Here is a 26,128-nt window from a genome sequence, read left to right as displayed (position 1 = left end):
TCGTTCTGAGGCCTTTTGGTTTCATATCTACCGTCACCGATATGAGCAATGTAGCAAGTAATTCGTATAAATTGGCTACTAGCAACTTAGCTTCAGGGGCGCGAAGCGCTGCTGCTAGCAGCCGTAGCCTAAAAAGCTACTAGGGTCGAGAAACACAAAGAAGAGTGAGTGCGTGTACTGCTTCCTTGTTGAGATTGATTATCAATTAGATCTAAAAAACTGTCAATATCTTTTTGAGAATAGTTCTCATTATTTTTAGCTGTTTTCAGTGTGATGAATTTAATGTTTTGATTTATATTGCTTTTTTAATATTTAAAAATGTTAATTAATTTTTTGTTTCTGAACTAATTACAGGGTTGGGGGCTTTTTGTGCAGTGGATTTTTCTAAAAAAGCATAAAATTTTATATTCAGGTTACCCTCTTTGTAATAAAAGTGAAACCTACTGGCCGTATACTAATTTTAAATACTTCGCTGCTGAACGAACTATTTCCCTTAGGTTATTTGGCCGACTTCGCTTTTTGCAAAGTCGGCTTTTTTATGTCTAATTTATTTGAATTTTACTGTTTTTGTACTGCGGCTATAACTGCGAGATTCAGGTTTAGTCCACTCACCTTGTTTGAAGTAGCTGGTACTCACCACAATTTTTCCGTCGCTTAAACGGCTTGAAGATTTTACTTTGGTAATGCCATCTTTATTGCCCGTGACATCCTCATACGCTACGAATTCATTTTCTGCCGTTATTTCCAGTTCACCTTGAGTATAAAATCCAGCCGTAGTGAAGTAGAAAAACACCAGCTTTTGCTTTTTGTTATCCCAAAAAATTAACGATTCACCACCGTATGCGCCGTCATTAATTGAGTGTAAAGTGCGCAATGTTGTGCCATTTAGTGCGCTTTCCCAGTGACTTACATCAACGGCACCATTACTAAAAGTTGACTCCCACGTGCCTAAATAAGGCTCGAAGATTTTCAGTTTTTCGTCTAATGCTTGAGCTTGGTTAGCGAATGTTTGCAGCAACAAACACATGGCTATAACAAATAGTTTTTTCATTGGGGTTCTCTTTCGTCTTATTATTATTGAGTAAGTGAGTATTAAAAACACACAACTTACTTTGCGATCACCTAAGCTTAGTGAAAATTAGGCAAAAGAAAAGCCCTAACATTTGTTAGGGCTTAGGTATGCCGTATGGCATGAGCAAGTGTTAAAGCGCTTTAAAGCGAATTGCTACGCCACCGCCCGCCGCCATTTTCAGGGCAAGTTCGTCATTTTGCGTAACGGTTTTGTTGTAGATCGCCATTTCGTATGGTTTGTCGACCCAATTAGCGTTTTCGCCATCGCTATACACTTGGGCAATGTATTTGCGATTTGGTTCGAGAAAGTTAAGGTTAATTTTCTCATTACGTGCATTGTCATCGGTTACTGCACCTAAGTACCAATCATCAGAATGCTTATCTTGGCGCGCAAATACAATGTATTCACCTACTTCGCCAGCAATTGCTTTGCTCTGTTGCCAGTCTGTCGGTACATCTTTGATAAACTGGAACGCTTCTGGTTTTGCGCGGTAATTACGAGGTAAGTCGGCTGCCATTTGAATTGGGCTGTAAAGTACAACATAAAGCGCTAACTGTTTTGCTAGCGTGGTTTGCGGTCGGTTAGTGTCGCTGCCCAAACCATTAAACGATAAATCAAAAATACCTGGTGTAAAATCCATTGGTCCAGATAGCATACGGGTAAACGCTAGGGTAGGTACATGACTTGGCGGATTAGGCGGTGTACCCCACGCATTGTATTCTTGTCCGCGTGCGCCTTCACGAGAAATCCAATTTGGATAAGTGCGACGTAAGCCAGTGTCTTTAATTGGTTCGTGAGTATTGATGCTAATTTTATGTTTGGCAGCAAGTGTTACATTGGCTAAGTATTCATTTACCATAAATTGGCCGTCATGCCATTCACGTTTTATTTGGCCTTTTTCGTCTACTCTTTTGATATTACCACCATCGGCAACGTAGCCGGTTTTAACTTGGCTAATACCGTGCGTTTGGTAAAGTGCAAAGGCATCTTTCATTTGGTTTGCGTAGTTGCTTACATTGCCAGATGTTTCATGGTGACCAACAATCGCTACGCCTTTGGCTTTGCCATAAGCTGCTAGCTCGGCAAAGTTAAAGTCAGGATATGCTTGGGTAAAATTAAATACATCCCCATTGTGGAACCAGTCTCCGTCCCAGCCAATATTCCAACCTTCAACCAATACACCTTTAAAGCCATTTTCGGCAGCGAAATCGATATATTCTTTGGTTAACTGGGTTGTGGCACCGTGTTTATCACCGCTACCCCAAGTATTTTCGCCAATATGCATGCCCCACCAAATACCTACGTATTTGCTTGGTTCGACCCAATCAACGTTACCTAATTTGTTTGGCTCATTGAGGTTTAGAATTAAGTTTGAATTAGCAAGGCCAACTGCTGAGTCACTGATCTGAATAGTACGCCATGGTGTGGTAAATCCATCGTTTGTTTTGACTAATGTGCCATCGCTCCAAGGGGTTAAATCGGCACTAAATTGTCCATCGCGGCCTTGCTTTAATGTCATGGCGGCAAAATTAACGAGCGCGGCTTCATGAATGCTAAGGTGAATATTGTCATCGCGCTTAAGGGTTATTGGCGTATGAACATGACGCGCTAAATTAAGCGGTGTTTTGTTGTAAACATATTCGTAGCGATTCCATTCACGTGCAGGGATCCACCAAGATTGTGTCGCGTGTGAGTCGGTAAGGTTGAATTGCGTCAGTTCTTTGCTGATTTCCGCACCAAGATAGCTTTGTTCAGCAGGTAGCTCGTATCGAAAACCAATGCCATCATCAAATACTTTAAATGTGATATCAAATGTGGTGTCAGCTTGTGAAAAGGTTAGCGTGAGTTTGTTGTGATTATCTTGAACTGACTGGCGCTCCCCCCAAGGTTGTTGCCATGTTTCATTATGTGAGGAAATGGCCGAATCGCTGATTTTTGCGTTATGGCCAAGACTTGGATGCTGGCGAAAATCAAAACCAAGACTTGATGGGCTAATCAGTGTTTGATCGTTGAAAATTACTTGGTAGCTCGGCAGTTCTTGCTCATCGGATACAACTACTTTAATTTGCTGATTCGGCGAGCTTACTGCAACAGTTTTTGCCTGCAGGCATGGCGCAAGCATAAGAAGTAAAAGCGCTTTTTTCATCTTGTTTCACTTGTTGTCAATGTGGGAGCATCAAGAGTAAAAGCTTGCGAAAAATCACACCAGCGCTTGCAAACGTATTCAATAACGCAAAAAGCCCTCAAAGAGGGCTTTTATAAAGTTGTTAACTTGTTAGTAGTGCTTATTTAGCTAATGCACGCTTTAGGAAGTTAGGTGTTGCCAATGCGCCCTGATGAATGCCTACGTTGTAGTATTCAGTATTAAATGTTGCACTTTCAACATCTTGTGCTCTAAACGCTGTGAAGTTTTCGCCTTTGCGTGCCATCGTTGCTGACCATAAACCCGATGGGTAGATTGGTTGTGGGAATGGCAGTGTTTGTAAATCGGCAAAACCAACGTCTAACATTGCTGCACGGGTTTCACGCAGCAATTGTTGGTGCATTAATGGCGATTCGCTTTGTTGAATCAAAATGCCGCCAGTGCGCAATGCTTTTAAACAGCTAGTATAAAATGCATGGTTAAACAAACCTTCGCCTGGCCCTACTGGATCGGTACCATCAACAATAATGACATCGATTGATTCTGGTGCAGCTTCAGCCATAAATTTAATACCATCATCAAACATGACAGATGCGCGTGGATCGTCGTTTGATTCACATAATTCAGGAAAGTATTTTAACGACATTTCAGTTACTACTTCATCAATATCAATTTGATGAACGGTTTTGATGTCCGGGTGTTTTAGTACTTCACGTAATGTGCCGCAATCACCACCGCCAATGATCACAACATTTTTTGGTGCAGGGTGTGAAAACAGCGCAGGATGGCTCATCATTTCATGATAGAAAAAGTTCTCGCGTGTACTTACCATAGTACAGCCATCAATAATCATTAAATTACCAAAGTCTGTTGTCTCATACATTTCAACTAGTTGAAAAGGTGATTGTTTTGACTCTAGTTTTTTATTAATGCGCAGTGAAAAAGCACTGCCATCACGATCACTTATTTCAGTGAACCAAGTATTAGCATCTAAATTAGACATAGTAGTTTTCACTTACCATTTATGTGTTTAAAAATCGCGGCAATTTTGCCAGCGAAATGCGTGTTACTCAATTAGAAAATAAAATTATAGCCGAACAAATGAATTTTTATGGCTAGTGTGTAAAAAGCAAATTAAAATATCGCTAACTATCTGACTTTATGAAGACCTTACATTGGCTATAACTAACGCACGTGAAACATACAATATCGCTCATTGGAGTGAAGGCTACTTTGATATAAATGAGCAAGGTGAAGTGGTTGCATTTCCAGATAAAGATCACAGCAAACCGGGTGTTTCGCTGGCAACCTTAACAGAGCAATTTAAAGAGCAGGGGTTAACCTTACCTGTGCTTGTGCGTTTTACCGATATTTTACAGTCGCGTGTTGATACCTTAGTCAATGCATTTGCTGATGCTAAAAGTAATCGGAATTACCAAGGTAATTACACCTGTGTCTACCCGATTAAAGTGAATCAGCAATCATCTGTAGTTAAAAAGCTACTCGCCCACCAAAGCAACAAAGTAGGGTTAGAGGCAGGCTCTAAACCTGAACTAATGGCTATTTTGGGTGTAGCGGATAAGCCTATTCGCATTGTATGTAATGGCTACAAAGACAGTGAATTTTTGCGTTTAGCGTGTATTGGCCAAGCCATGGGGCACGATGTAAATATTGTGGTTGAGAAGCTTTCGGAGCTTGATGTACTGCTGCAAGAAATCGAAAAATTAGGTATCGAGCCAGGAATTGGTATTCGCATTCGCTTAAATTCAGTAGGCAAAGGCAAGTGGCAAAATACCGGTGGTGAAAAAGGGAAGTTTGGCTTAACGGCTAGTCAGGTACTAAGCGCAATTGAGCGCTTAAACAAAGCGGGCAAAGGCCATTTATTAAATTTAGTGCATTTTCATATTGGCTCTCAAATAGCCAATATCCGTGACATTCATCGCGCCTTAAAAGAATGTGCGCGTCATTATGCAGAGTTATGCCAAATGGGCGTGGCGCTAAAAACCATTGACGTGGGTGGTGGCCTAGGTGTGGATTATGAAGGTTCAGGCTCGCGTAATTCATGTTCAATGAACTACACGGTTGCCGAATATGCGCGTAACGTAGTGAATACGTTTGCCGATACCTGCGAAGCACTTAACTTACCGCAACCAGATATTATTACTGAATCAGGGCGTGCACTTACGGCGCACCACGCAGTATTGATTACCGATGTGATCGATGTGGAAGAAGCGCCAAAGTTACACAGCGATATTGTACTTTCAGATAATTCGCCGCAAGTATTACAAGAAATGTGGCAAGCCAAGCAGCGTTTAACACCGCGCTTAGCGCTTGAAATTTATCATGATGCAATGCACTTGTTCAGTGAAGCGCATGAACAATATGTGCACGGTTTATTATCGATGACCGATTGGTCGCAGATTGAAACCTTATATTTTGACATTTTGCGTGCGGTACGTGGCCAACTTAATGCCAGCGCCCGTTCACATCGAGAAGTGATTGATGATTTAAATGAAAAGTTAGCAGATAAACTCTTTGTTAACTTCTCTTTATTCCAATCACTGCCAGATGTATGGGGTATTGAGCAGCTGTTCCCGGTAATGCCAATTGAGCGCCTCGATGAGTCATGTTCACAGCGTGCAATTATTCAAGATATTACCTGCGATTCTGATGGTCAGATTCGTGAATACGTTGATGGTGCAGGTGTTGAAGCAAGTTTGCCGATTCCGCCTTACCGTCCGGGTGAACAGTATCACCTAGCAATGTTTATGGTTGGCGCGTACCAAGAGATTCTAGGTGACCTACATAACTTATTTGGTGATACAGATTCAGTGCATATCGAGCTCACTGACGATGGCTTTACTACCACTAATGCACTGAAAGGCGATAGTGTTGAAGATGTACTGAAATACGTGCATTACAATGAGAGTGCATTAAAAGCGAACTATCAAAGTCGCCTTGCTGCGAGCAATCTATCAAGCGATACCCAGCAAGCGTATTTTGATGAATTAGCCGCAGGCTTAAGTGGTTACACTTATTTCGAAGACTGACCTGTTGGTTAGGCTATTTATTGCTGAGTGAAAAAAGGCTAAAATATGGCCTTTTTTAGCTTGTTCATCCAGTAAATTCGATAAGTTGCGTGATGTTGTATTATATAAGAGCCGTTATTTCACTACTGTTTTATACCGTTAATACCTTATTTTGGTTTGTTCCAATTTTTATTTCTGGGGTGTTAAAACTTTTACCGATCAAGCCATGGCAAGCAATGTGGAGTGCTTTTGCTAAGTGGTGTGCGAGTCGTTGGGTTGGTACTAACAGTATTATTCAATACATTTTCACGCCAACTAAAATGGTGGTAACGGGCGATCACGATTTCACCTATAAAGATTGGTACCTAGTGGTTGCCAACCACCAATCTTGGGTTGATATTTTAGTGATGCAGCGTGTTCTGCATAAGAAAATTCCATTTTTAAACTTCTTTTTGAAAAAAGAGCTTATTTACGTGCCATTTTTGGGCTTAGCTTGGTGGGCGCTTGATTTTCCATTTATGAAACGCGCTAGTAAAAGTCAGCTAAAAAAGAACCCATCACTGCGCACCAAAGATATGGAAACGACCAAAAAAGCCTGTGCTAAGTTTAAGCATGTTCCTGTGAGCATTGTGAATTTTGTTGAGGGTACGCGCTTTACAAAAGATAAGCATACCCGTCAAAAAAGCCAGTTTGATAACCTGCTAAAACCTAAAGCGGGTGGTGTTGCGTTTGTAATGGAAGCCATGGGCGAACAACTTAACAAACTTGTTGATGTGACTATTTGTTATCCAAATGGCACACCGAGCTTTTTTGATTACTTAGCTGGTAAAGTGCCTGAAATTCGTGTGCACATTGAGGTAAAACCTGTCTCTGCGAGTTGGGTAGGTAATTATTCGAGTGACTCAGAGTTTCGTGTGCAATTTCAAAATGAATTAAATGCGCTTTGGCAAGGTAAAGATCAGCAGCTTGTTGAGCTAAAACAACAGCAAACTGAGGGCGTCTAATGTTATCGAGATTCCTGCCAGGTGTACTGTTAGCACCAATTATTTTTACCATTTTAGTATGTAACGTCGTGCTGTGGGGCGGTGTTATTTTTGTTATTGGCTTACTTAAAATTGTATTACCGCTTCAGATTATCCGAGATATTTTACACATTGCTTACGCGGCCTGGTGTAAAGGCAACTATATAGGCGTGTGGTTGGCGTGTGACAACTGGCAAGTTGACATTGAAGGTGAGCTCGACGAGAAAGCGTGGTATTTGCTTATCGCAAATCATCAAAGCTGGCTTGATATTATGGTGTTGAGTGGCTTAGGGCGTTTACCTGCACCTAAGTTCTTTTTAAAAGATGAATTAAAATGGGTACCTTTTGTTGGCGCTGGCGCGTGGGCCATGGACATGCCGTTTATGAAGCGCGTAAGCAAAGCTAAAGTGGCTAAAAATCCAAAGCTTAAAGGCATGGATGTAGAGCGTACTAAACGCGCGTGTCGTCATTTTAGATTAAACCCTACAACCATTATTAATTTTGTTGAAGGCTCACGTTATACAGAAACGAAGCACAAACAGCAGCGCAGTCCATTTAAATATTTACTTAAACCTAAAGCTGGGGGCATTGCCTTTGCCCTTGAAGTACTTGGTGAAAAAATGGATGGTTTGTTAAATACCAGTATTGTGTATCACGGAACATCCGAGACAATTTGTAAAGATATGCTGTTTGGCAAGCTCACTAAAATACATGTCGATATAAAAGTGCAACCTATCTCTGCAGAGCTAATTGGTAATTATCAGCATGACCGAGAGTTTAGGGTTGAATTTCAACAAAAGCTTAATGTAATTTGGCAAGATAAAGATCTGCAAATTAGTTTAATGCAAGAAAACGAGCAGTTACCAACGATTAAGCCAGCGCATTCGAGTTAAAAAGGATTTATATGAGCAAGGTAGAAAAGCTAATATCCCCTTGGGTTAAAGAGGCATTTCCACATTTAGACTGGCTGCCACAAGTGCTTTCTATTTGCTCTGGCATATTGCTGCTAATCATTATTTACTATGTGGCGCGCTGCCTGGTATTACCGGGCTTTGAAAAACTAACCGTTTATATTTCACCACATAGATTAGGCCAACTTAAGCCGCTATTTAGCAAGCTTAATAGGCGCCTAGCGGGGTTTATATGTAGTGTGGTGTTTGTATCAGGCTTTCGCTATTTTTACCTGCCTGGTGATGAAGGCGAGGTGTTCTACCGCTCAATAGGCCAGATTATTGCCATTATCTACAGTGGCTTTATTTTTAGTTCGGTTATTAGCATTGCAGGGGCTGCCTATAATCAGCTGAGTTTTGCTAAAGAAGTGCCAATCTTGGGCATTATCCAAGTAGCTAAGCTTATTACCTTTATCGTGACGTCGATTCTCATCATTAGTGTGCTAATTGACGAATCTCCGGCTTATATTCTATCGGGTTTTGGTGCTCTAGCAGCAGTGCTGTTATTGGTATTTAAAGACACTATTTTAGGCTTTGTTGCGAGCATTCAAATTGCTGCAAACCGATTGGTAAAAGACGGCGATTGGATCCAGTTTGACCAATACGGAGCTGACGGTGAAATTGAAGAGCTAGGGTTAAATACGGTTAAAGTACGTAACTGGGATAAAACCATTACTACGGTGCCAACCTATGCACTTATTTCTCAGTCATTTAAAAACTGGCGCGGCATGCAAGAGTCTGGCGGCAGACGCATTAAGCGAGCGATTCACCTTGATTTGAATAGCATTCGCCTTATCGACAGTGACTTCTTAGAAACCCTGAAAAGTAATGAATTTATCACCCAAGTGCTCAGCAATGAAGAGTTAAATAACGCAAAAGCACAGAGTAATGTGAAGTTATTTCGCGCTTATGCCGAAGAGTATTTGCGCCAGCATGAGGCGCTTAATCATAATTTAACGTTAATGGTACGCGAGCTTGCGCCGAGCTCAGAAGGTTTACCGGTAGAGCTTTATTGCTTTAGTGCAGATAAACGTTGGATCCCGTATGAGCACTTACAAGCCGATATTATGGATCACTTGCTAGCAAGTTTAACGATGTTTGGTTTACGCCCTTATCAGCACGTTACAGGTCAGCTTACAGGCTAATAACCAGGCTTAATACCTTATTGTGATATTGAATGCTCGCTTGTTGGCTGGCAAAAAACTCAATGTAGTGGCTTTTTATTCGCGAAATGATAAGGCGTGGTTGATAACTAAAACCTGTAACGCTCACAACACAACTTTGTTGTTCAAATGTAACGTTTACGTGCAGTGGTTGAGACACTTTCAAATTTAGCATATACAGCAAGTTGTAGACTAACAACGGCGGCACAGTGACCGATTGCTGTGCTAATTCTGGCGCAATCTTTACTGTTAAATCGCCAGCATTAGCTAGCCGTTGCATGTATGACAATGCACTTAGCTCTTGTTGTAATTCAACTAGATCTTGCTTTCCGGCTTGTAGTTTATAACGCAGCAGCTCTGCTAAATCGGTAATAGATTCGCTGGCCTTATCGGCATCTATATCCATTAACGCTTCAATATTATCTAAGCATTGATAGAGAAATGCGGGTTGAACTTGCTGCGATAGCATTTTAAGTGAATGGCTTTTAATGCTTTTTTCGATACTGGCTTTTTCTCGAATGGCTTGTGCACTGACATAACCAATAGTCCAAACAAGGCTTAAAAAGAGGTTAAATTTGGTGAGTAATTTTACTAACTGCTGTCTGTCACTGGCCTCGACATACCAAATATAACTAAGCAAAGTACTTGGCAAATATAAAATAGCGACAGTAATAATGACTGCACTCAATACCACTAACGCTCGATAAAACCGCTGCTTCTGCAGCATGCGCTTGATAAAGCTGCGGGTAACAAAGTGCCAAACAGATACCAATAAAAGGGTATACAGCAACCATTCGTGAGCATATTTTAATAGTTTTTCTGGCGCAAAAAAGGTCACTGCAACTAACGGGAAAAACAAGATTAATACCGTGATAATGCCTTGTGCAACGTAATAATCGTACGACTTATTCACCTGTCTTGTCCTTTTTCAACGGGATCTGTAATTCAACGCTGAACTGGTCTTCACTGCGTTCTGAATTGATTGTGAAATTATCACGATAAAGTAATGCTAAGCGCGCTTCAAGATTAGCTAACCCAGTGCGAGTGCCATCAGCTTGACGTGCAGTTTTATTAATTGGATTGCTAACGGCGATTGACAGTTTTTTATCTTGCTTGGCAACGGAAATAGCGATGGTACCGCCTGAAGGAATTTGCCCGATGCCATGTTTAATCGCATTTTCGATTAAGGTAAAAATACTCATACTTGGCACAAGCATAATGTCACATTCGCTAGGCACCTTTAAGTCGACATTGAGGCGCTCTTCAAAGCGTACTTTTTCAAGCTTTAAGTAATGGCGGCAAAGCAACAGCTCTTGTTTAAGTGCAATACAGTGTTGTTTATTATCGAAATGGTGTTTAAACAGCTGACGGAACTCTAATAACAGCTTTTTGGCTTCGCTAACGTCCTCGTACAGCATGCCGCGAATGCTATTTAATGAATTAAATAAAAAGTGTGGGTTAAGTTGATATTGCAGCACATCGAGTTGTTGTTGCTTTAGTTTTTCTTTTAATTTGTGCTTGTGCATAATGCCGTAAGCTTGCAGATAACACAGCATGTAAAAGCAATAAAAAATACTGTGTAGAAACGCTTCAACGTAAAAATATGCCGGACCAAGCGGTTTGTCGTAACCCTTAATACTCGTACTAATAGTGAAGGTCATATACGAGTTATTTTCGCCCGTATGATCGTACTCGGGGTCGGTTACTTGCTTTGTGCCACCTTCTATTTTAAATAAAAAGCTACCAGGCACAGAAACCTTATGTGTGTAAGTCGCGCTGGCAAGACCTGCTAATACGCACAAAATTAAACCCGCAAAATAGGCTTTTTTACCACTGTTTGACCTTTGCCTAATGAGTTTTAGTGGCAGATAGATAATCAGCAGTGGTAGCAAAATAATGTGTATGGTGTAGTGGATTAGGCGTTCAGAATCAACACCCTCAACTCGCAATGGGCCAAACTCCCAGATAAAACTGACAAGAAGAATAAGTGAAAACAGCAGTAAGTTTATAGCTATTACTACTTTATGTTTTGTCAGCCAATGCAAGTGTCACCTAATGTGAGGGAAAAACTGTTTGCAAAATATAGCTTTTTAAAATAAATGGCAATAATTGATTGCTTATAGGGCTATGCCATAATTAATAATATATGCTGAACTGAGTGCTAAGTTTTGTTTTAATCCGCGCCAAACGCAGCTATATCGTTGTACTACGGGTAAATTAATAAATATTTACATTTGTTTAAATATTGTAGCCTAGGGTTTTTTTGGGGGGGCTTTTTGGCTAGAATCACGAAGGTCTATTAAACTTTGTTGTTTTATTTGGTTTTATTGGGCAGTGTCTAGCGCAATATAATTGCTTAAATTACAATAGACTCTAGGTATGCAACCGCAGAACAAGGATTTTTTGCCACTCTGTAGTTAAGGCAGAATTGTGAAAATAAAATACGTAGCACCCTTTATCATCTTTGTTTCGCTTCTAATGGCAGCGCCAAGCTTTGCTAGCAGTCGTTTAGTGGTTGCTGTTGACCATGCTCCTCCATACAGTTACACCCAAGGTGAAACCCGCCCCCGAGGTTTATTAATCGACATTATGATGCGTATTTCTAAGCAGCTTAATGTATCTTTACAGCTTATTCCATGTCCTATTTCGCGCTGTGTGCAGTTAATTAAATCAGGCCAAGCTGATATTGGTGGGGCGTTTATCAAAACACTAGAACGTCAACGTGATATGGCATTTCTTGAACCGGCCTACATGGTATTGAACTCACCATTTGTATTTTATGCACAAACCGAAAGCAAAACGGTGGTTAATAAATTTGATGACCTTTACGGAAAGCGAATTGGTATTGTGCGTGGTGCGGCGCATTTTGCTCGTTTTGATAATGACCAGAAGTTAATGAAAATCGCGGTGCAAAGCGAAAAAGTAGCGATGGACTTACTTTTGAAAGGTCGTTTAGATGTGGTTATTGCTGTTGAGCAAACTGCTGACCATTCACTGAGTGTCTTAAACCAGCCTTCACACAGGCTTAAAAAACTAACCTACCGCCATGATGAGCCTATTCTCGGTTACGCAGTGGCGTCAAAGCGTTCAGAAAAGCAGAAGTTGATCGAGCAAGTGCAACTTGCCCTGCTGGATTTAGCAAAAAGTGGAGAGTTGTCACAAATCGTTGATCTGTACGACTTACCACCAGTTGTAGTGAAATAACTTCACAATTCAGCGTTTATTCAGACATACCACACTACATTTTTATAAAACTCCAAAGATAAAGAGAGAGACAATGACTTACTTCTCGTCACGTAAATTACTGAGTGTTTCTATTTTGGCTGCGGCTGTTGCAGCGTCAGGTTGTGCTACAACCAATGCGGAAAAAGGTGCGATGATAGGTGCTGTAACAGGTGCAGTAATCGGTAAATCTACCTCTAACCACAAAAATAAACGCGCAGTAATTGGTGCTGCTGTAGGTGCCATTGCAGGTGCCGCGATAGGTGATTACATGGATCGTCAAGAAGCAGAAATGCGTGAGCAGCTTTCAGGTTCAGGTGTTGAAGTAGTCAGGGAAGGCGATAACTTACGCTTAGTGATGCCATCAAATATCACTTTTGCGAGCAATCAATCAACCATTACGCCACAATTTCACGACACCTTAAATTCAATTGCGAATGTATTGAGTCACTATGATAAAACGTTTTTGAGCATTGAAGGGCATACTGATAGCAGCGGTAGCGAAAGCTATAACCAAACGTTATCAGAGCGTCGAGCACGTAGTGTGCAGCAATACTTAGTTAACCAGTCAATTATGCAAGCGCGTTTATCTGTTGTTGGCTACGGTGAAATGCGTCCAGTCGCGAGCAATGAAACCGCTTCCGGTAAAGCCAAAAACCGCCGTGTTGAAGTACAAATTGTACCTAACCAAGCGTAATTAAAAGCTACACGTTATTAGCTAAATTAAGGCTTCCAATCGGAAGCCTTATTTATGCTTTAGCAAAAAGTATCACATACATTTTCAGCTTTGCAGCTGATTACTGTTACCTTGTTATAACCAATACGTTGTAGTTGCTCTGCCGCTAAAGTAGCACGCCCGCCCGTTGCACAATGCAAGTAAATTGGTCGCTCTGCGTCTTTTTCAATTTCAACCAACTTCATTTCGAGCACGCCACGGGGAATATTAATAGCACCTACTGCATTTTTTATTGCATGTTCAGCGGGTTCACGCACATCAATAAGTAAGCCATTATTTTTGGCTATTTCACTTTTTGCTTGTGCGGCATCCATTTTTACAACATGTTCAGATGCAAGTTTAATAAGATCTGGAATAGTCTTCAGCACGGTTAATCCTCCAAGCCAAATTTACGAAGTATCGTCATCATTGGGCACCACTTAGTAAACGCTGACTGTAATAAATTAACAGCGATAAATAGCGTGAAAAAGATCCAGTTGGGGTGCACAAAGTGCGTTAGTAACAGTGACACTATCAGCATCACACCGGCAATTAATCTTAGTGCATCATTTACTTTCATTCGAATAACCTACTTAAAAGTGGAGTTGCATTTAAATATATTAGAAAAACCTAAATTAGTAAATTCTAATATTAGACTTTTCTAATATAACAGCTTATACTTTGCTCAAATTTGAGAATAAAGAATTGACGCCTATGATGTTAGATATGGACAAAATGCTTGAAAATGCAGCAGAAGCAGAGCAGTTTTTAAAATTGATGGCAAACAAAAATCGCTTAATGATTTTGTGTACATTAAATCAAGGTGAGCTAAGTGTTAGCGAGTTGAACCAAGCTGTACCATTGGCGCAATCTGCATTGTCACAGCATTTAGCGAGTTTACGTAACTCGGGCTTAGTAGAGACGCGTCGTGAAGCGCAAACTATTTATTATCGTATCGTCGATCCGCGAGTGAGCGCCATGTTAAGCGCGCTTTACGATATGTTTTGTCAGCCTGAATAGCAAGGATAGGGTCATGAGTACATCACACCCAATTGATCGTTTAGTTGCAAGTTCACTGCAAGGGCGTATTCCACTGGTGATTTTTATTTTCGCTTTGTTAAGTGGCTTGTTAGCGCTTAAATTCACCGCGCGAGAAGAAGAGCCACAGATAGTGGTACCTATGTTGGATATTCTGGTATCGGTGCCAAATATCAATGCCAATCAAGTGGAACGACAAGTAACTATTCCCCTTGAAAAACTGTTGGCGCAAGTGCCAGGTGTTGAACATGTTTACTCAGTAACACAAACCGGTGGAACAACCGTTACGTTACGCTTTTATGTAGGCGAAGACCGCGAAAAAGCGATTTTAAACACTTACAATAAATTGTATGCCAATCAAAATTCTATGCCGAATATAGTGGCGAATTGGCAAGTAAAACCAATTGAAGTTGATGATGTAGCTATTATGATGCTCGGCTTATGGAGTGAGCAGCCGCAACTTTATGATGATTATGAATTACGCCGCATTGCACAAGAAGTTTCAACTCACTTACAAGCGATAGACGATACCTCTGAAGTAAAGGTTATTGGTGGTCGCCAGCGCAGCGTGCAAGTTTACTTAAATACCACTAATCTAGCCGCCTTTAATACAACCCTAATGGATGTTTATAACGCGATTAATGTGTCAAACCAATTAGCAGCGGTTGGTGTGCAGGTATCGAATAGCGAAACTGTAGTGCTTGAGGTGGGTGATGTATTCAGACAAAGCGATGAATTAAATCATTTAGTAGTTAACGTCATAAACGGTAAGCCCGTGTATTTATCGGATGTTGCAACAATTCAAGATGGACCAAGCGAAGCAACAAGTTATCAGTGGTATAGCGAGGCAGGTGCCAATTCAGCCGATCACCCTATGGTGACGATTAGTATTGCGAAACAAGCAGGCAGCAATGCAGTTAACCTTGCCAACAAAGTACTAGAAAGTATTGATGTGTTAAAAGGGCAGCTGATACCCAAATATGTCAATGTTGCAGTATTGAGAGACTATGGCGAAACGGCAAATGAAAAGGTTAATAACCTTGTTTCGTCATTAGCATTTGCAGTATTTACCGTGGTGGTATTTATCGGAGTCTTTTTAGGTTGGCGACCAGCCATTGTTGTTGGTTTAGCTGTGCCGATTTGTTATGGCTTAACACTTATTTTGGATATGACCTTTGGTTACACCATTAACCGAGTCACTTTATTTGCGCTGATTTTATCACTGGGTTTGCTGGTAGATGACCCAATTACCGGCATCGATAACATTAAACGTTTTATGCTAAAAGGCGACGGTAAAACGAGTCAGATAGTGGCCGCTATGAGCGAAATTCGCCCCGCTCTAATAATGTCTACAGTAACGATAGTGTTGGCGTTTGTGCCAATGGCCTTTATTACCGGCATGATGGGGCCTTATATGGCACCGATGGCGTTTAATGTGCCAGTTAGTGTGATTGTGTCTACTTTGGTTGCGTTATTCGTCACCCCGTGGTTGGCAAGTAAATTACTTAAAGATTCAACAAAACAACAAGAAAGCAGTAATAGTGGCGACCTTTATCATAAAATTTTAACGCCAATTCTAGCGTCGAAATCGCGTGCCAAAACAGCATTATGGTTAACGCTGGGGCTTTTCATTGCCAGTGCATTACTACCTGTTTTTCGCACGGTACCGCTCAAATTATTGCCTTTCGATAATAAAAATGAAGTGCAAATACTTATCGACCTACCTGAGTCAGCCAGTCTAGAGCAAAGTGCAGCGCTCTCTGGCGAAATTGCCCAACGAGTTAAGCGTGTTGCGGAAGTTAAAGCGGTTGCCGTTTATGTCGGTGAGCCCAGTGCAATCGACTTCAACGGCATGGTTCGCCAATACTATATGCGTACACGAGAGAACCTCGCTGAAATACGCGTATTGCTGGTAGATAAAAGCGAACGAGAACATCAATCTCATGGTGTCGTCTTACGCTTACGAGAATTACTTGCGCCATTTAATAAAGATGGCGTGCATGTAAAAGTTGTTGAGGTACCACCTGGCCCACCAGTGTTATCAACGTTAGTTGCCGAAGTATATCGTGACCCATTTGTTGCACTCGAACAGCAACAATTAGCGGCACGCAATATCGCGGCGCGTTTAGCAAGTGAGCCACATGTAGTGGAGGTTGATACCACAATGCAGGCAGAGCAACAGATTAATCGTTTTGTGGTAGATAAAGAAAAAGCCGCACTTTCTGGTATCGCAACGGAAGATATTAAACGCACATTAATGATTGCAGGATTCGGCGTAGAGGCGGGCAGTATCGCCAATCAATATGAAGCTGAGCCTCTGGCAATAAAATTACGCATACCTTATCAAACGCGCAACCAAGCTAGTGAGCTTGATGGTCTGTATATTCGTGGCCGAGAGGGCATTGCGCAAACCGATTTAGGTCTTGGTTTAGAAGCTGCGCCGCAACCATTAGTTGCCTTAAGTGAGTTAGGCCAGTACCAAACGTTGAACGTTACTCAGCCTATTTACCGTAAAGACTTACAGTCAGTGATTTATGTCACCGCCGAGTTAAATGGTCGCACGCCTGCGGAAGTAGTCGCAGACATTAACGCTGATCAACGTGAACAACTTAGCGATCAGCAAACAACTCAGGTTGCTTGGCAAGACCGTCATTATCTTAATAACGGTGGCGGAAATGTGTGGTCAATACCACAAGGAACTTGGCTTACGTGGAGCGGTGAAGGCGAGTTGAGAATAACAGCGCGCGTATTTAGAGATATGGGTATCGCGTTTGCCTTTGCACTCACCGGTATCTTCTTTATTTTACGCTTACAAACCGGTTCTTATGCGTTGTCGGGTATTATTATGTCGGCTATTCCGCTTACAGTAATTGGTATTATGCCGGGTTTTTGGTTAATGAATCAGTTTGGTGAGCGAGAGATTGCAGCGAGCCCAGAACCTGTTTTGTTTACCGCAACAGCGATGATTGGCATGATAGCGTTGGCCGGTATTGTGGTTCGCAATTCACTTATTTTGGTTGAATTTATAAGTGCTGCACGTGAACAAGGTGCTGCGATAAAAGAAGCGCTATTAATGGCAGGCAGTGTGCGCATGCGCCCAGTATTGCTCACGGCTGGTACCACATTACTTGGTAATTTAGTGATTATTCTTGACCCCGTATTTAGTGGTTTAGCGCTAGCAATTATCTTTGGCATTATTTCTTCTACCTTATTCAGTTTGATCATTGTGCCCGCTGTTTACTATCTGGTTTTCGATGACATAAAAAACAGCGCGCAAGACGCTCAGGAGCAATAAATCATGACAAAAAAAACGTTATTAATTCCGGTTGTTGCGATTCTCGCGTTAGTGGCAATGATCATAATGATGGCGGGTGGTTTCAGCGACAAAATTGCGCCGAGTACCGCATCACCTCAATTACAAAATGTGCAAACTATCACTATTGAACCCTACGCATATACCGATAGGCTTTGGTTGCCAGCCAACCTTATCGCAAAGCAAAATACACAAGTAGCGAGTCGTATTTTAGCAAATGTGACGTCTGTAAATGTTCGTGCTGGCGATATGGTGCAAGCAGGTGATGTGATTGCTGAGTTAGATAACCAAGATCTCAAAGCGCAAGTGCGTCAAATTGAAGCGCAGGTTGAAGCTGTTTCGGCTCAGTTAACGCAAGCGTCGTTACAATTAAAGCGTAATAAAGCGCTTCGTGAGCAGGGATTGATCTCTGTTAATGATCTGGATTCTGTGCAGTCTACATTTGATCAATTACGTGCAACCAAACTAAGTTACGAGCAGCAGCGTGATCAAGCTAATGTAACGCTAGCTTACAGCAAGATCATTGCTCCGATAGCAGGTAAAGTGGTTGATCGTATGGTTGAGCCGGGGGATTTAGTCAATCCGGGGCAAGCCGTTGTAGCGCTTTACAATCCGAGCAGCATTCAAATTAGTAGTTATATTCCAGAAAGCCAAGCGGTAACCCTAACCTTAGGTCAAGCGTTGCAAGTGGAGTTATCGGCGTTACAGCAAGTAAGAACGGCGCGGATCAGTGAAGTTGTGCCGCTTGCCGACAGTGCAGCTCGCAGCTTTGAAATAAAGCTCGATTTAGCGGGTGATAATCTTGATGGTTCGGGTTTGATGCCGGGTATGTATGCCAAGGTGGGGATTGATAAGGCCACACGCGATGTTATCGCAATTGATAAGCGATATATTCAGCAATTTGGTCAGTTATCCAAAGTATCGGTATTGGAAAACAACCAAGTAAGCGAGCGATTTGTGCGTTTAGGTCGGCAGCTTGATAATAATCTGGTGATTATTATCTCGGGTTTATCTGCTGGCGAAAAATTGGTTATTTAGCTTATTTATTTAGCTGCCCTCTAACTTGCTATTGCCACATTACTAAAATAGCAGCGAGGGCAATGAGGATTAAACCGAGCAACTCATTTTTGCTCGGTTTTTGTTTTAGCCAAAATATCGCAAGTAAAATAGTAAACAGTACTTCTATTTGCCCCAGCGTTTTAACATACGCGACGTACTGTAAACTCATTGCACTAAACCAGCCGATTGAACCAATACAACTCGTTACACTAATGGCGAATGTGGTGGGCAAGTGCTGTTTTAATTTGCTAAAGGTATGCCTTTCGTTTATCGCAATGTGCGCAATTAAAATGATACTTTGCAGTGTTAATACCCAGAGTAATACCCATGCAGCGCTGTGTGGGAATGGTAAATCAAGGGCAATACTGGCTTCACGTACTGAAAGAGAGGTTAAAGCAAATGCGCTGCCGCAGCTCAAACCAATGAGCACGGTTTTTAATTGAAAGCCTTGATTGAACCTTAATCCACTTAATATAAATACCGCCAAAGCGCCAATTAATACACCTAACCAACCGAGTGGTGTAAGTGCACTACCAAAAAATAAAGCACCTAAAATAGCGGCAACAAGCGCCTCACTTTTTGCCAGCCCAGCACCAATTGCGAAATTTTGTTGTTTAAATAAAACCACCATAAGTGCTGTCGCAAGGATTTGCATGCCTGCAGCAATGGCAGCATAACTTATGAATTGACGGTTAAACTCGGGATGAGCGATTGGCTCAAATTGATAGAGCAAAACAAGATAGGTAAGCGCTATCGGAGTGGCAAATAAAAAACGTGCTAAGGTTACACCGAGCGTGCTGACATCTTTACTTAACTTACTTTGCAGGCCATTGCGAAACGTTTGCATAAATGCTGCTAACACAGTAAACAAGACCCAAAGCATTAATAAGTACCTTAATCAACAAAATAGCATAGTAACAGGTATTGCTAGGCTAGGTCGGTGAATTGCTATGGATGTGAAAAAAATTCATTAAAAGTGCGACATTATGTCGCAGGCAGTTTTTTATAACTGTTTTATACTCTGTTTTGTAGCTCGCTCATTGCTACATATTTTCCACACAATGCTATTGTTGATTTGCCGCAAGTTTTGCGGCTTATTTTTTTCTTAGCTCGTCTATTTTTTATTCTAGATCAAAGTTTTTTCGGCCAAAAAACCTAAGCTACACCCAGCTTATATAAAGCTTACTCTTTTTTATTAATGTTTGAATCAACCCCTGATTTGGTTTAGCACAACAGCAAGGAATTGTTATGAATACCAATAAATTTTTAGAGTTTTCTTGGGAATACTTAGACGTAATTGTAACGACGGTATTTTTTATTGGCACTATGGCTTATCTAGCGATGAATGGTATGGAAAAAGCGTTGCTACCGGGTGGTTTGATAGCAAGTCTTTATATGTATGTTCGATTCAGGAAGTAATTTGGGCTTTCGCTATTTCACAGTACTTGCCGGGTGTTAAATTAAGCTCGGCAAGTGATAAACTTGCTATTCTCACTCTCTTTAAATCAACCACATAATTACCACAATATTTTGTCATGCGGCGGATCTGACGGTTTAGCCCTTGTGTTAATATGATTCGAAATTGCGTTTCGTTGATTTGCTCAACCTCACAGCGACGGGTAATAACGCCTTTTACAGGCACGCCACTCATTATTTGCTGACAAAACTCATCGGTAATCGGTTTGCTCGTGGTGACGATATACTCTTTTTCTTTATCAAAGTCAGGATGATTGAGTTGTTGGCATAGCTCTCCATCATTTGTAAGCAGTAATAAGCCGTGAGAGTCTTTATCTAAGCGTCCGATTGGAAACAGCCTGATTTGTTTTGGCAGTAAATGCACTAGGCTGGTGGGATCGCTCTCAATAAGCTTGCAGTCAACGCCAATCGGCTTATACATTGCAAAATAGGACTTTGTCGTAAGCGCTTTAACCTGCTGACCGTTGACCTCAATAACATCACTGGCATCAACATGGTCAATATGATTTGCTGGGCGACCATTGACGAGTACACATTTATCGTCAATTAAGCGAGAGGCTTGGCGTCTTGAACACACGCCAGCATCGGCAATAAATTTTGCCAATCGTATTTTATTCACGAAATGTAATTTATCCCGAGTGTAGGTTAGCTTAGTTAATGGTAGTAATTTGCAGGCACATGCTATCAGTATCGACAACCTTGATACGGCTGCCTTTATTTATCTGACCTTCAAATGTCACTTTCCAAAACGTATCGCCTATTTGAATACGGCCATGTCCACCGCTTAGGTCGTGCTCAACTACCAGTTCGCGGCCTATCAGGCTGGCTGCACGTTGATTAAGTGGGCCGTGGTCAGAGCGGTTGTTAAATTCTTTAAAGTATTTCCAGTACGCGATAGAAAAGCCAAGCGCAGACAGTGCAAACAAAATAATCTGTGTTTGCCAGCTTAGTTCTGCAAATAACGCGTTAACAATCGCAAGCAAAAAAGCAGCAATGGCCGTACCAAGTAAAAAACCAGATGCACCTAATGCTTCGGCACCAAGCAGCAATAAGCCGAGTGATAACCAGTGCCATGGTTCTAAATTATTTAATAGTTCCGAAATCATAACTGCTCCTAAAACACAGCACAGCGGCAAGCTGTGCTGTTGTTAAGTATACATGTTTGTTTAGTTTATTTCTTGCCAAACGCTTCTTTTGCAATTTCAGCAACACCAGCAATCGACCCGAGCATATTGCTTGCTTCTAGTGGGATCATCATTACCTTGTTGTTATCTGATTCGGCTAATTTACCGAGTGATTCCATGTACTTTTGTGCGATGAAATAATTAATTGCACGTGAGTCACCATTTTGAATTGAATCAGACACTAAGCGAGTTGCTTCGGCTTCTGCTGCTGCTAAACGTTCACGTGCTTCTGCTTCGCGTTTTGCTGCTTCTAACTGACCTTCGGCTTTTAAAATTTCAGCCTGTTTTTGGCCTTCGGCAACCTTAATTGCTGCTTCACGCTCACCTTCAGCTTCTAAAATATTGGCGCGCTTTTCACGTTCGGCTTTCATCTGGCGCGCCATGGCATCCACTAAGTCCATCGGTGGTGCAATATCTTTGATTTCGATGCGGGTTACTTTTACACCCCAAGGATCGGTTGCTTCATCTACTTTTACCAGCAGTGAACCATTAATCTTATCGCGGTTTGAAAGCATTTCATCAAGCTCCATCGAACCAAGTACCGCACGGATGTTAGTCATTACTAGGTTACGCATAGCGCGTTCTAAGTCATTTACTTCGTACGAAGCTTTAACTGGGTCAAGTACTTGATAGAAACATACTGCATCGGTGGTAACTTGTGCGTTGTCTGATGAAATGACTACTTGTGGTGGTACATCAAGTACTTGTTCCATCATATTTTGTTTACGGCCAATGGTATCTACCAATGGGATAATTAACTGTAGGCCTGGCGGTAGAGTGCGGGTGTATTTACCAAAACGCTCTACCGTATAGGTGTAGCCTTGCGGCACCATTTTCACCCCTAGGGCTAAAATAATAAATACGACAGCTAAGCCAATTATTATCGTAATATCAAACTGTTCCATAATTGCATCTCCTGTTTAACTGGCTTCAATTTAACGTTTTTTAACATGAAATAACAGATTTAATGATGAGCGGAGAATGGCAGTGTTGAATGGTCTTTGCTTTTTTAAAGAAATCACGCAAGCTGGTATTAACACTAAACGGAGGGTTTATGAATTATCTTATTTTGGGTATAAATGGGCATGTCGTTGCAATTAATAAAGACGATGGCAGTGAGCTTTGGCGTAAAAAGTTAAAATCAGGAACAATTACGGTAGTAACTAGCGATAATACCAAGGTGTATGCATCTTCTTCTGGTCATTTATTCTGTTTAGATAAAGCCACAGGTGAACAGATATGGACTAATTCGCTAAAAGGCTTGGGTTACGGCACATGTATTATCGATGTCGGTAATCATGCAGCGTCTGTTAGCGGTACTGTTGCGGGTAATGCAGCTGCGACTGCGGCAACTACGGCGGCGACAACAGCAGCTATTGCAGCGTCGGGCAGTGTATCAGCGGGTGATGGCGGTTAATGGTTGTCATCTAAATCTTGGTTAGTTAAAACTCATAACTCAATGTTGCGCGAACATTGCGCCCTGCCTGCGGGTATGGGTGCAATGTTGTGCCCCCTTGCTGATACTCTGTGTCGAGCAAATTATGCGCAGTTAATGCGAGGTTTAGGTCGTTACTTAACTGATAATCAAGGGCTGCGTTGAGTAATATAACGTCATCGACTTTATGATTAGGCGCATTGAAATTTGCACCTTGACTTGGGTAGGGATCGCTAATTTCTTGGCCATTCAAAATAATATTAATGGGTGATGTTTGCTCACCAATGTAGCGCACGGTTAGACTTGCATTTGCATCTTCAAAAATTGGCCAGCTGGTAACTAAGTTTGCCGTGATGCTAGGTACATTATTAATATCATCACCGCTCGTGGCAAAGCGTTCAGAGTCAATAACCGCTTGATAACCCAAAGTAGCATGCCATGTAATATTACGCTTGGTAATACGAGATTCTAACTCGATACCCCAAGTTGTTAACTCGCCGGCATTAGAATAATTGGGTTCATTTGCACCAGCATAGTTATCGCGAAAGATAAAGTCATCGAGCTGATTGTAAAATACGTTAACGGCGCCATAAAACTGATGTTCAGGTAGCTTTATGCTAGGTGTCAGTTGTAATGAGGCGAGCTTTTCGGGTTTTAGTGTTTGCGCACCACGAAATGAGCTTAACGTACTAAAGCGGTTCCAATAGGTTGCGTCGACAAACGAAGTAGCATAAGACGCTTTAAAATTATAGCCGTTTACCCCTTGGTAAATAATCGCCAAACGTGGGCTAAAATCGTTAATATTATCGCTGCCAGTACGATTTTTTTGATCGTACCTTGCACCTGCGTTTGCTAGCCAACGTTCTGACAATCGGTATTTAACTTGTGCAAATACTGAATAAATTGATTCGCTGCTTTCTTTTAACAGTGGTGTTTGCAGGTCAGCCGGAAGGTAATCTTCACCATTTAGCGATGCTTTGAAATCAGAATCGGTTACTTTCATGTGATCTAGTTGTAAACCGACTAAATAATCCCATTTACCAATACGTTTACTGAGGTGAGTTAATAACCCTGAAGAGCGCTCCTGCCAATAAACTCTGGCTGTGTTATTCGTCGCTGGCGTAATCACAACCACTGAATCTATTTCATTTTGGTCAAAATAAAGCTCTTGATGCCATTGCCAATTAAATAAAGTACCGCTGTGGGTTACATTGAAGTGCGATGCAGTATAGCCAAGACCTGGCCCTGTTCCCTTATATTTTCTGATTTCATCGTAATTATATCCTTCACCGCTAATACCACCGGCAGAAAAGGGCTCAATATAATGTGAGCTTCTGGTGTTGGCGAAAAAGCGCCAATCTTGGTAGTTAAATTTAGCGCCAATATCATATGTAGTGGTGTCTTGATAAGCACCTAGGTTTGCATGTGCATCAGCAATCGGGTTGGGCGAGTAATTGTCTTGTGGGGAGATTGCGAGTGTTTCACCTTCTGCGGAAAACGCTTGTGCCCATGCCAGCAAATCCCAGCTATCACCTTGTTTACCATAGGTTAAACTAGCTTGTTTATGCCCTTGATTCCCGACAGTTACAGCTAGTTTGGAGTTTTCGAGCTCCGCAGCTGATTTTAAAATGATATTGACGGTGGCTGTGAGCGCCACATTGCCATAAATTGAACTCGATGGCCCTCTTAGCACTTCTATTTGTTTTATTTTGTCGAGGCTAATGGCGTAGTCGGGTGATGCCATAGAGTAGCTTCGGCTGTTTAGCCTGTGGCCATCAATCAAGAATAATATTTTTTGTTGTGAAGACGTAAATACCCCACGAGCTGCAATGTTAGGTTCATTTTGATCTTCAACATGGGTGATGTTTGGCACATAGGTGACGAGCAAATCTTTAATGTTGCGAGCACCTGATTGCGAAATCATATTTGCGGTAATTACGGTGACCGGAACAGGCGCTTCACTCAGTGTCTCTTTTGTTAGAGACGCAGAAGAAACCTCGACATTGAGCAGTTGTTCTAACGAGAGGCTAAATAAGTGGCTGTCCTCACTGGCTGTTAAAAATGATGAATTTAGCGCTAGCAACAAAGTGCTGGGTAGTGTGAGCCATTTTTTTGTTTTGTTGGTGTTCGCTAAATTCATTTTGCCACTCTTAACACTTGAGTATGTTTGTAAATACCTGAACTCAAATAAAAAGCCTTAAGGCTTGGGATGACTTAACATCTTGCCATATTTATAGATTCGCGCAAGCTTATTGCAATGGCTTTTGCTTTCCCGACATTAAACCACGCTTGAATTCGGCATTTTGCCAAAGCAATATTTCGCCTTTTTCTCCTCGCTTGATTGAGCTATCAATCGCGATGATTTTGCTGTTAAAGCGTGTTTCAATGGTTGGCATTGAGGTGTGCCCTACAATAACCTTTTTGGCATTAAGTTGTGATAAAACGGCATCGACTTGTGTATCGTTGAGCGCGTCATCTCTAAAGTAGCCGCGGTACCAAATAGGGCCGTTACTGCCATGTAGTGTTAGCCAAGTTGGGTTTTCTTTTAACGCTTTTTTGCCTAAACCAATAGTTTTACGAAACTCACTATTAGCTTGCTCTAAGGTCAGTTTAAGATCTAAGAAGTCTTGGTGAATGCCGCCGTGTAGAAAAATAAAACCATTAATACTAATGATGGTCGACTTGCTGCGTAGCCAGCGGCCTAATACGCTGTTGTCACTGTATTGCTGACGTAAGTCGTTATTAAAGTGCGATACTGCATGCACATATTTTGGGTGCAAATATCGTTGATCATCACGTAGTACCATGTATTCGTGATTACCTAGCAGGTAGTGAAGCTTTCCGCCCGCCGCTAATGCCTGTTGTTCTAATTTATAAATTAACCACAGCGCTTCAGTTACAGTATCGCCACGGTCGAAAATATCACCGGTAATCACTAAATGTCCTTTACCGAAAGACCAATTCAGCGATTGATCGATAACCTTATTATTTACTAACAAGGTTTTGAAAATATCAAACTGCCCATGAATATCGCTAATTGCCGCAATTTTTTCGACACCCTGGAAGCTGTCTATTTGATTTGCGTTAAAGGTTGGCGTTATTGTCAGCGGGCCAGTGTACTCTGACACGTTTTTTTGATTGGCAACGATATCAATGCGCTCAATTTTATTCTTGTTATAAAACAGATACGGGCCATCGTTGTATAGCGTGGATGCACTGAGTGCGCCTGAAAAGGCGATGCTGATAAGTGCAGAAACAGCAAACCAAGATTGAGTCATAACATTTTCTTATATGGTTATTAGTCGAT

The 26,128-nt window shown here is 41.5% G+C and carries 24 protein-coding genes; 11 read left to right on the top strand and 13 right to left on the bottom strand.

Going from position 1 to position 26,128, the window contains the following annotated elements:
- Nucleotides 1-547 precede the first annotated feature (547 nt).
- From AN214_RS02490 to speE, 3 genes are all read right to left on the bottom strand, one after another.
- Nucleotides 548-1,051 carry a hypothetical protein gene (locus AN214_RS02490; RefSeq protein ID WP_054978273.1) on the bottom strand — a complete coding sequence of 168 codons (504 nt, stop codon included), beginning with the start codon at nucleotides 1,049-1,051 and terminating at the stop codon, nucleotides 548-550.
- 151 nt (nucleotides 1,052-1,202) lie between these two features.
- Nucleotides 1,203-3,218, bottom strand: a complete 2,016-nt coding sequence (locus AN214_RS02485; RefSeq protein WP_054978272.1) for a glycoside hydrolase family 97 protein — start codon at nucleotides 3,216-3,218, stop codon at nucleotides 1,203-1,205.
- Between the two features lie 139 nt (nucleotides 3,219-3,357).
- On the bottom strand, nucleotides 3,358-4,218 hold the full coding sequence (speE, locus tag AN214_RS02480) for a polyamine aminopropyltransferase (RefSeq protein WP_054978271.1): 861 nt from the start codon (nucleotides 4,216-4,218) through the stop codon (nucleotides 3,358-3,360).
- Between the two features lie 172 nt (nucleotides 4,219-4,390).
- On the opposite strand from speE, the gene speA reads away from it, so the two are divergent.
- The 4 genes from speA (at nucleotide 4,391) to AN214_RS02460 (ending at nucleotide 9,361) form a co-directional block, all read left to right on the top strand.
- Entirely contained in the window at nucleotides 4,391-6,265 is a 1,875-nt protein-coding gene (gene speA, locus AN214_RS02475) for a biosynthetic arginine decarboxylase (RefSeq protein ID WP_054978270.1), read from the top strand.
- A 95-nt stretch (nucleotides 6,266-6,360) separates the two neighbouring features.
- The gene (locus AN214_RS02470) at nucleotides 6,361-7,248 is read left to right on the top strand and encodes an acyltransferase (protein WP_054978283.1); all 888 of its coding nucleotides are present in this window, start codon (nucleotides 6,361-6,363) and stop codon (nucleotides 7,246-7,248) included.
- A complete protein-coding gene (locus AN214_RS02465) occupies nucleotides 7,248-8,159 on the top strand; it encodes an acyltransferase (RefSeq protein WP_054978269.1) in 912 nt (303 codons plus the stop codon). The genes AN214_RS02470 and AN214_RS02465 overlap by 1 nt, the downstream gene beginning before the upstream one ends.
- An 11-nt stretch (nucleotides 8,160-8,170) precedes the next feature.
- Nucleotides 8,171-9,361 carry a mechanosensitive ion channel family protein gene (locus tag AN214_RS02460; protein WP_054978268.1) on the top strand — a complete coding sequence of 397 codons (1,191 nt, stop codon included), beginning with the start codon at nucleotides 8,171-8,173 and terminating at the stop codon, nucleotides 9,359-9,361.
- On the opposite strand, the gene AN214_RS02455 is transcribed toward AN214_RS02460, so the two are convergent.
- Together AN214_RS02455 and AN214_RS02450 are read right to left on the bottom strand one after the other, a co-directional pair.
- Entirely contained in the window at nucleotides 9,351-10,292 is a 942-nt protein-coding gene (locus tag AN214_RS02455; protein WP_054978267.1) for a histidine kinase, read from the bottom strand. The genes AN214_RS02460 and AN214_RS02455 overlap by 11 nt on opposite strands.
- The gene (locus AN214_RS02450; RefSeq protein WP_054978266.1) at nucleotides 10,285-11,424 is read right to left on the bottom strand and encodes a sensor histidine kinase; all 1,140 of its coding nucleotides are present in this window, start codon (nucleotides 11,422-11,424) and stop codon (nucleotides 10,285-10,287) included. Before AN214_RS02450 ends, AN214_RS02455 begins: the two co-directional genes overlap by 8 nt.
- 385 nt (nucleotides 11,425-11,809) lie before the next feature.
- Between AN214_RS02450 and AN214_RS02445 the strand changes: the two genes are divergently transcribed.
- Both AN214_RS02445 and AN214_RS02440 read left to right on the top strand, forming a co-directional pair.
- Nucleotides 11,810-12,583: an ABC transporter substrate-binding protein gene (locus AN214_RS02445; RefSeq protein ID WP_152960696.1), complete on the top strand. Its 774-nt coding sequence runs from the start codon at nucleotides 11,810-11,812 to the stop codon at nucleotides 12,581-12,583.
- Between the two features lie 73 nt (nucleotides 12,584-12,656).
- Nucleotides 12,657-13,298 (top strand): OmpA family protein, encoded by a 642-nt coding sequence (locus AN214_RS02440; protein ID WP_010561452.1) that lies wholly within the window; start codon nucleotides 12,657-12,659, stop codon nucleotides 13,296-13,298.
- Between the two features lie 59 nt (nucleotides 13,299-13,357).
- Here AN214_RS02440 and AN214_RS02435 read toward each other — a convergent pair whose 3' ends face one another.
- Nucleotides 13,358-13,705 carry a rhodanese-like domain-containing protein gene (locus AN214_RS02435; protein WP_010561453.1) on the bottom strand — a complete coding sequence of 116 codons (348 nt, stop codon included), beginning with the start codon at nucleotides 13,703-13,705 and terminating at the stop codon, nucleotides 13,358-13,360.
- Nucleotides 13,706-13,707: 2 nt separating this feature from the next.
- On the bottom strand, nucleotides 13,708-13,896 hold the full coding sequence (locus tag AN214_RS02430; RefSeq protein ID WP_010561454.1) for a DUF2892 domain-containing protein: 189 nt from the start codon (nucleotides 13,894-13,896) through the stop codon (nucleotides 13,708-13,710).
- Between the two features lie 134 nt (nucleotides 13,897-14,030).
- Here AN214_RS02430 and AN214_RS02425 point away from each other — a divergent pair, with 134 nt between their 5' ends.
- Genes AN214_RS02425 through AN214_RS02415 form a run of 3 tightly spaced genes read left to right on the top strand, consistent with a single transcriptional unit; the run spans nucleotide 14,031 to nucleotide 18,705 of the window.
- Nucleotides 14,031-14,336 (top strand): metalloregulator ArsR/SmtB family transcription factor, encoded by a 306-nt coding sequence (locus AN214_RS02425; protein WP_054978265.1) that lies wholly within the window; start codon nucleotides 14,031-14,033, stop codon nucleotides 14,334-14,336.
- Nucleotides 14,337-14,349: 13 nt separating this feature from the next.
- Nucleotides 14,350-17,649 (top strand): efflux RND transporter permease subunit, encoded by a 3,300-nt coding sequence (locus AN214_RS02420; protein WP_054978264.1) that lies wholly within the window; start codon nucleotides 14,350-14,352, stop codon nucleotides 17,647-17,649.
- A gap of 3 nt (nucleotides 17,650-17,652) precedes the next feature.
- Entirely contained in the window at nucleotides 17,653-18,705 is a 1,053-nt protein-coding gene (locus AN214_RS02415) for an efflux RND transporter periplasmic adaptor subunit (protein WP_054978263.1), read from the top strand.
- A 28-nt stretch (nucleotides 18,706-18,733) separates the two neighbouring features.
- Here AN214_RS02415 and AN214_RS02410 read toward each other — a convergent pair whose 3' ends face one another.
- Nucleotides 18,734-19,609, bottom strand: a complete 876-nt coding sequence (locus AN214_RS02410; protein ID WP_054978262.1) for a DMT family transporter — start codon at nucleotides 19,607-19,609, stop codon at nucleotides 18,734-18,736.
- 365 nt (nucleotides 19,610-19,974) lie between these two features.
- Between AN214_RS02410 and AN214_RS22640 the strand changes: the two genes are divergently transcribed.
- Nucleotides 19,975-20,145 carry a hypothetical protein gene (locus AN214_RS22640; RefSeq protein ID WP_161805655.1) on the top strand — a complete coding sequence of 57 codons (171 nt, stop codon included), beginning with the start codon at nucleotides 19,975-19,977 and terminating at the stop codon, nucleotides 20,143-20,145.
- Here AN214_RS22640 and AN214_RS02405 read toward each other — a convergent pair.
- From AN214_RS02405 to AN214_RS02395, 3 genes are all read right to left on the bottom strand, one after another.
- Entirely contained in the window at nucleotides 20,135-20,821 is a 687-nt protein-coding gene (locus tag AN214_RS02405; RefSeq protein WP_054978261.1) for a pseudouridine synthase, read from the bottom strand. The two genes, AN214_RS22640 and AN214_RS02405, sit on opposite strands and share 11 nt — an antisense overlap.
- Before the next feature lie 31 nt (nucleotides 20,822-20,852).
- A complete protein-coding gene (locus AN214_RS02400; RefSeq protein WP_054978260.1) occupies nucleotides 20,853-21,308 on the bottom strand; it encodes an NfeD family protein in 456 nt (151 codons plus the stop codon).
- 65 nt (nucleotides 21,309-21,373) lie between these two features.
- Nucleotides 21,374-22,291 (bottom strand): SPFH domain-containing protein, encoded by a 918-nt coding sequence (locus tag AN214_RS02395; protein WP_054978259.1) that lies wholly within the window; start codon nucleotides 22,289-22,291, stop codon nucleotides 21,374-21,376.
- 149 nt (nucleotides 22,292-22,440) lie between these two features.
- Here AN214_RS02395 and AN214_RS02390 point away from each other — a divergent pair, with 149 nt between their 5' ends.
- Nucleotides 22,441-22,803, top strand: a complete 363-nt coding sequence (locus tag AN214_RS02390) for a PQQ-binding-like beta-propeller repeat protein (protein ID WP_161805654.1) — start codon at nucleotides 22,441-22,443, stop codon at nucleotides 22,801-22,803.
- 25 nt (nucleotides 22,804-22,828) lie between these two features.
- Here the strand turns inward: AN214_RS02390 and AN214_RS02385 are convergent, their stop codons facing one another.
- Together AN214_RS02385 and AN214_RS02380 are read right to left on the bottom strand one after the other, a co-directional pair.
- Nucleotides 22,829-24,961, bottom strand: coding sequence for a TonB-dependent siderophore receptor (locus AN214_RS02385; protein ID WP_054978257.1), 2,133 nt, complete (start codon nucleotides 24,959-24,961; stop codon nucleotides 22,829-22,831).
- A 109-nt stretch (nucleotides 24,962-25,070) separates the two neighbouring features.
- A complete protein-coding gene (locus AN214_RS02380) occupies nucleotides 25,071-26,099 on the bottom strand; it encodes a metallophosphoesterase (RefSeq protein WP_054978256.1) in 1,029 nt (342 codons plus the stop codon).
- Nucleotides 26,100-26,128: the final 29 nt, after the last annotated feature.

Origin of the sequence: Pseudoalteromonas sp. P1-9, from assembly GCF_001399975.1 — a bacterium.
Taxonomy (GTDB): domain Bacteria; phylum Pseudomonadota; class Gammaproteobacteria; order Enterobacterales; family Alteromonadaceae; genus Pseudoalteromonas.
Note: the sequence above shows the minus strand (reverse complement) of the source record. Positions and strands in the feature narration are given on the sequence as shown.

Excerpts from the sequence above, each read along its gene's own strand:
- AN214_RS02490 (WP_054978273.1), bottom strand. The coding sequence starts at position 1,051 with ATGAAAAAACTATTTGTTATAGCCATGTGTTTGTTGCTGCAAACATTC.
- AN214_RS02485 (WP_054978272.1), bottom strand. The coding sequence starts at position 3,218 with ATGAAAAAAGCGCTTTTACTTCTTATGCTTGCGCCATGCCTGCAGGCA.
- speE (WP_054978271.1), bottom strand. The coding sequence starts at position 4,218 with ATGTCTAATTTAGATGCTAATACTTGGTTCACTGAAATAAGTGATCGT.
- AN214_RS02465 (WP_054978269.1), top strand. The coding sequence starts at position 7,248 with ATGTTATCGAGATTCCTGCCAGGTGTACTGTTAGCACCAATTATTTTT.
- AN214_RS02460 (WP_054978268.1), top strand. The coding sequence starts at position 8,171 with ATGAGCAAGGTAGAAAAGCTAATATCCCCTTGGGTTAAAGAGGCATTT.
- AN214_RS02440 (WP_010561452.1), top strand. The coding sequence starts at position 12,657 with ATGACTTACTTCTCGTCACGTAAATTACTGAGTGTTTCTATTTTGGCT.
- AN214_RS02430 (WP_010561454.1), bottom strand. The coding sequence starts at position 13,896 with ATGAAAGTAAATGATGCACTAAGATTAATTGCCGGTGTGATGCTGATA.
- AN214_RS02425 (WP_054978265.1), top strand. The coding sequence starts at position 14,031 with ATGATGTTAGATATGGACAAAATGCTTGAAAATGCAGCAGAAGCAGAG.
- AN214_RS02420 (WP_054978264.1), top strand. The coding sequence starts at position 14,350 with ATGAGTACATCACACCCAATTGATCGTTTAGTTGCAAGTTCACTGCAA.
- AN214_RS02415 (WP_054978263.1), top strand. The coding sequence starts at position 17,653 with ATGACAAAAAAAACGTTATTAATTCCGGTTGTTGCGATTCTCGCGTTA.
- AN214_RS02410 (WP_054978262.1), bottom strand. The coding sequence starts at position 19,609 with ATGCTTTGGGTCTTGTTTACTGTGTTAGCAGCATTTATGCAAACGTTT.
- AN214_RS22640 (WP_161805655.1), top strand. The coding sequence starts at position 19,975 with ATGAATACCAATAAATTTTTAGAGTTTTCTTGGGAATACTTAGACGTA.
- AN214_RS02400 (WP_054978260.1), bottom strand. The coding sequence starts at position 21,308 with ATGATTTCGGAACTATTAAATAATTTAGAACCATGGCACTGGTTATCA.
- AN214_RS02395 (WP_054978259.1), bottom strand. The coding sequence starts at position 22,291 with ATGGAACAGTTTGATATTACGATAATAATTGGCTTAGCTGTCGTATTT.
- AN214_RS02390 (WP_161805654.1), top strand. The coding sequence starts at position 22,441 with ATGAATTATCTTATTTTGGGTATAAATGGGCATGTCGTTGCAATTAAT.
- AN214_RS02385 (WP_054978257.1), bottom strand. The coding sequence starts at position 24,961 with ATGAATTTAGCGAACACCAACAAAACAAAAAAATGGCTCACACTACCC.
- AN214_RS02380 (WP_054978256.1), bottom strand. The coding sequence starts at position 26,099 with ATGACTCAATCTTGGTTTGCTGTTTCTGCACTTATCAGCATCGCCTTT.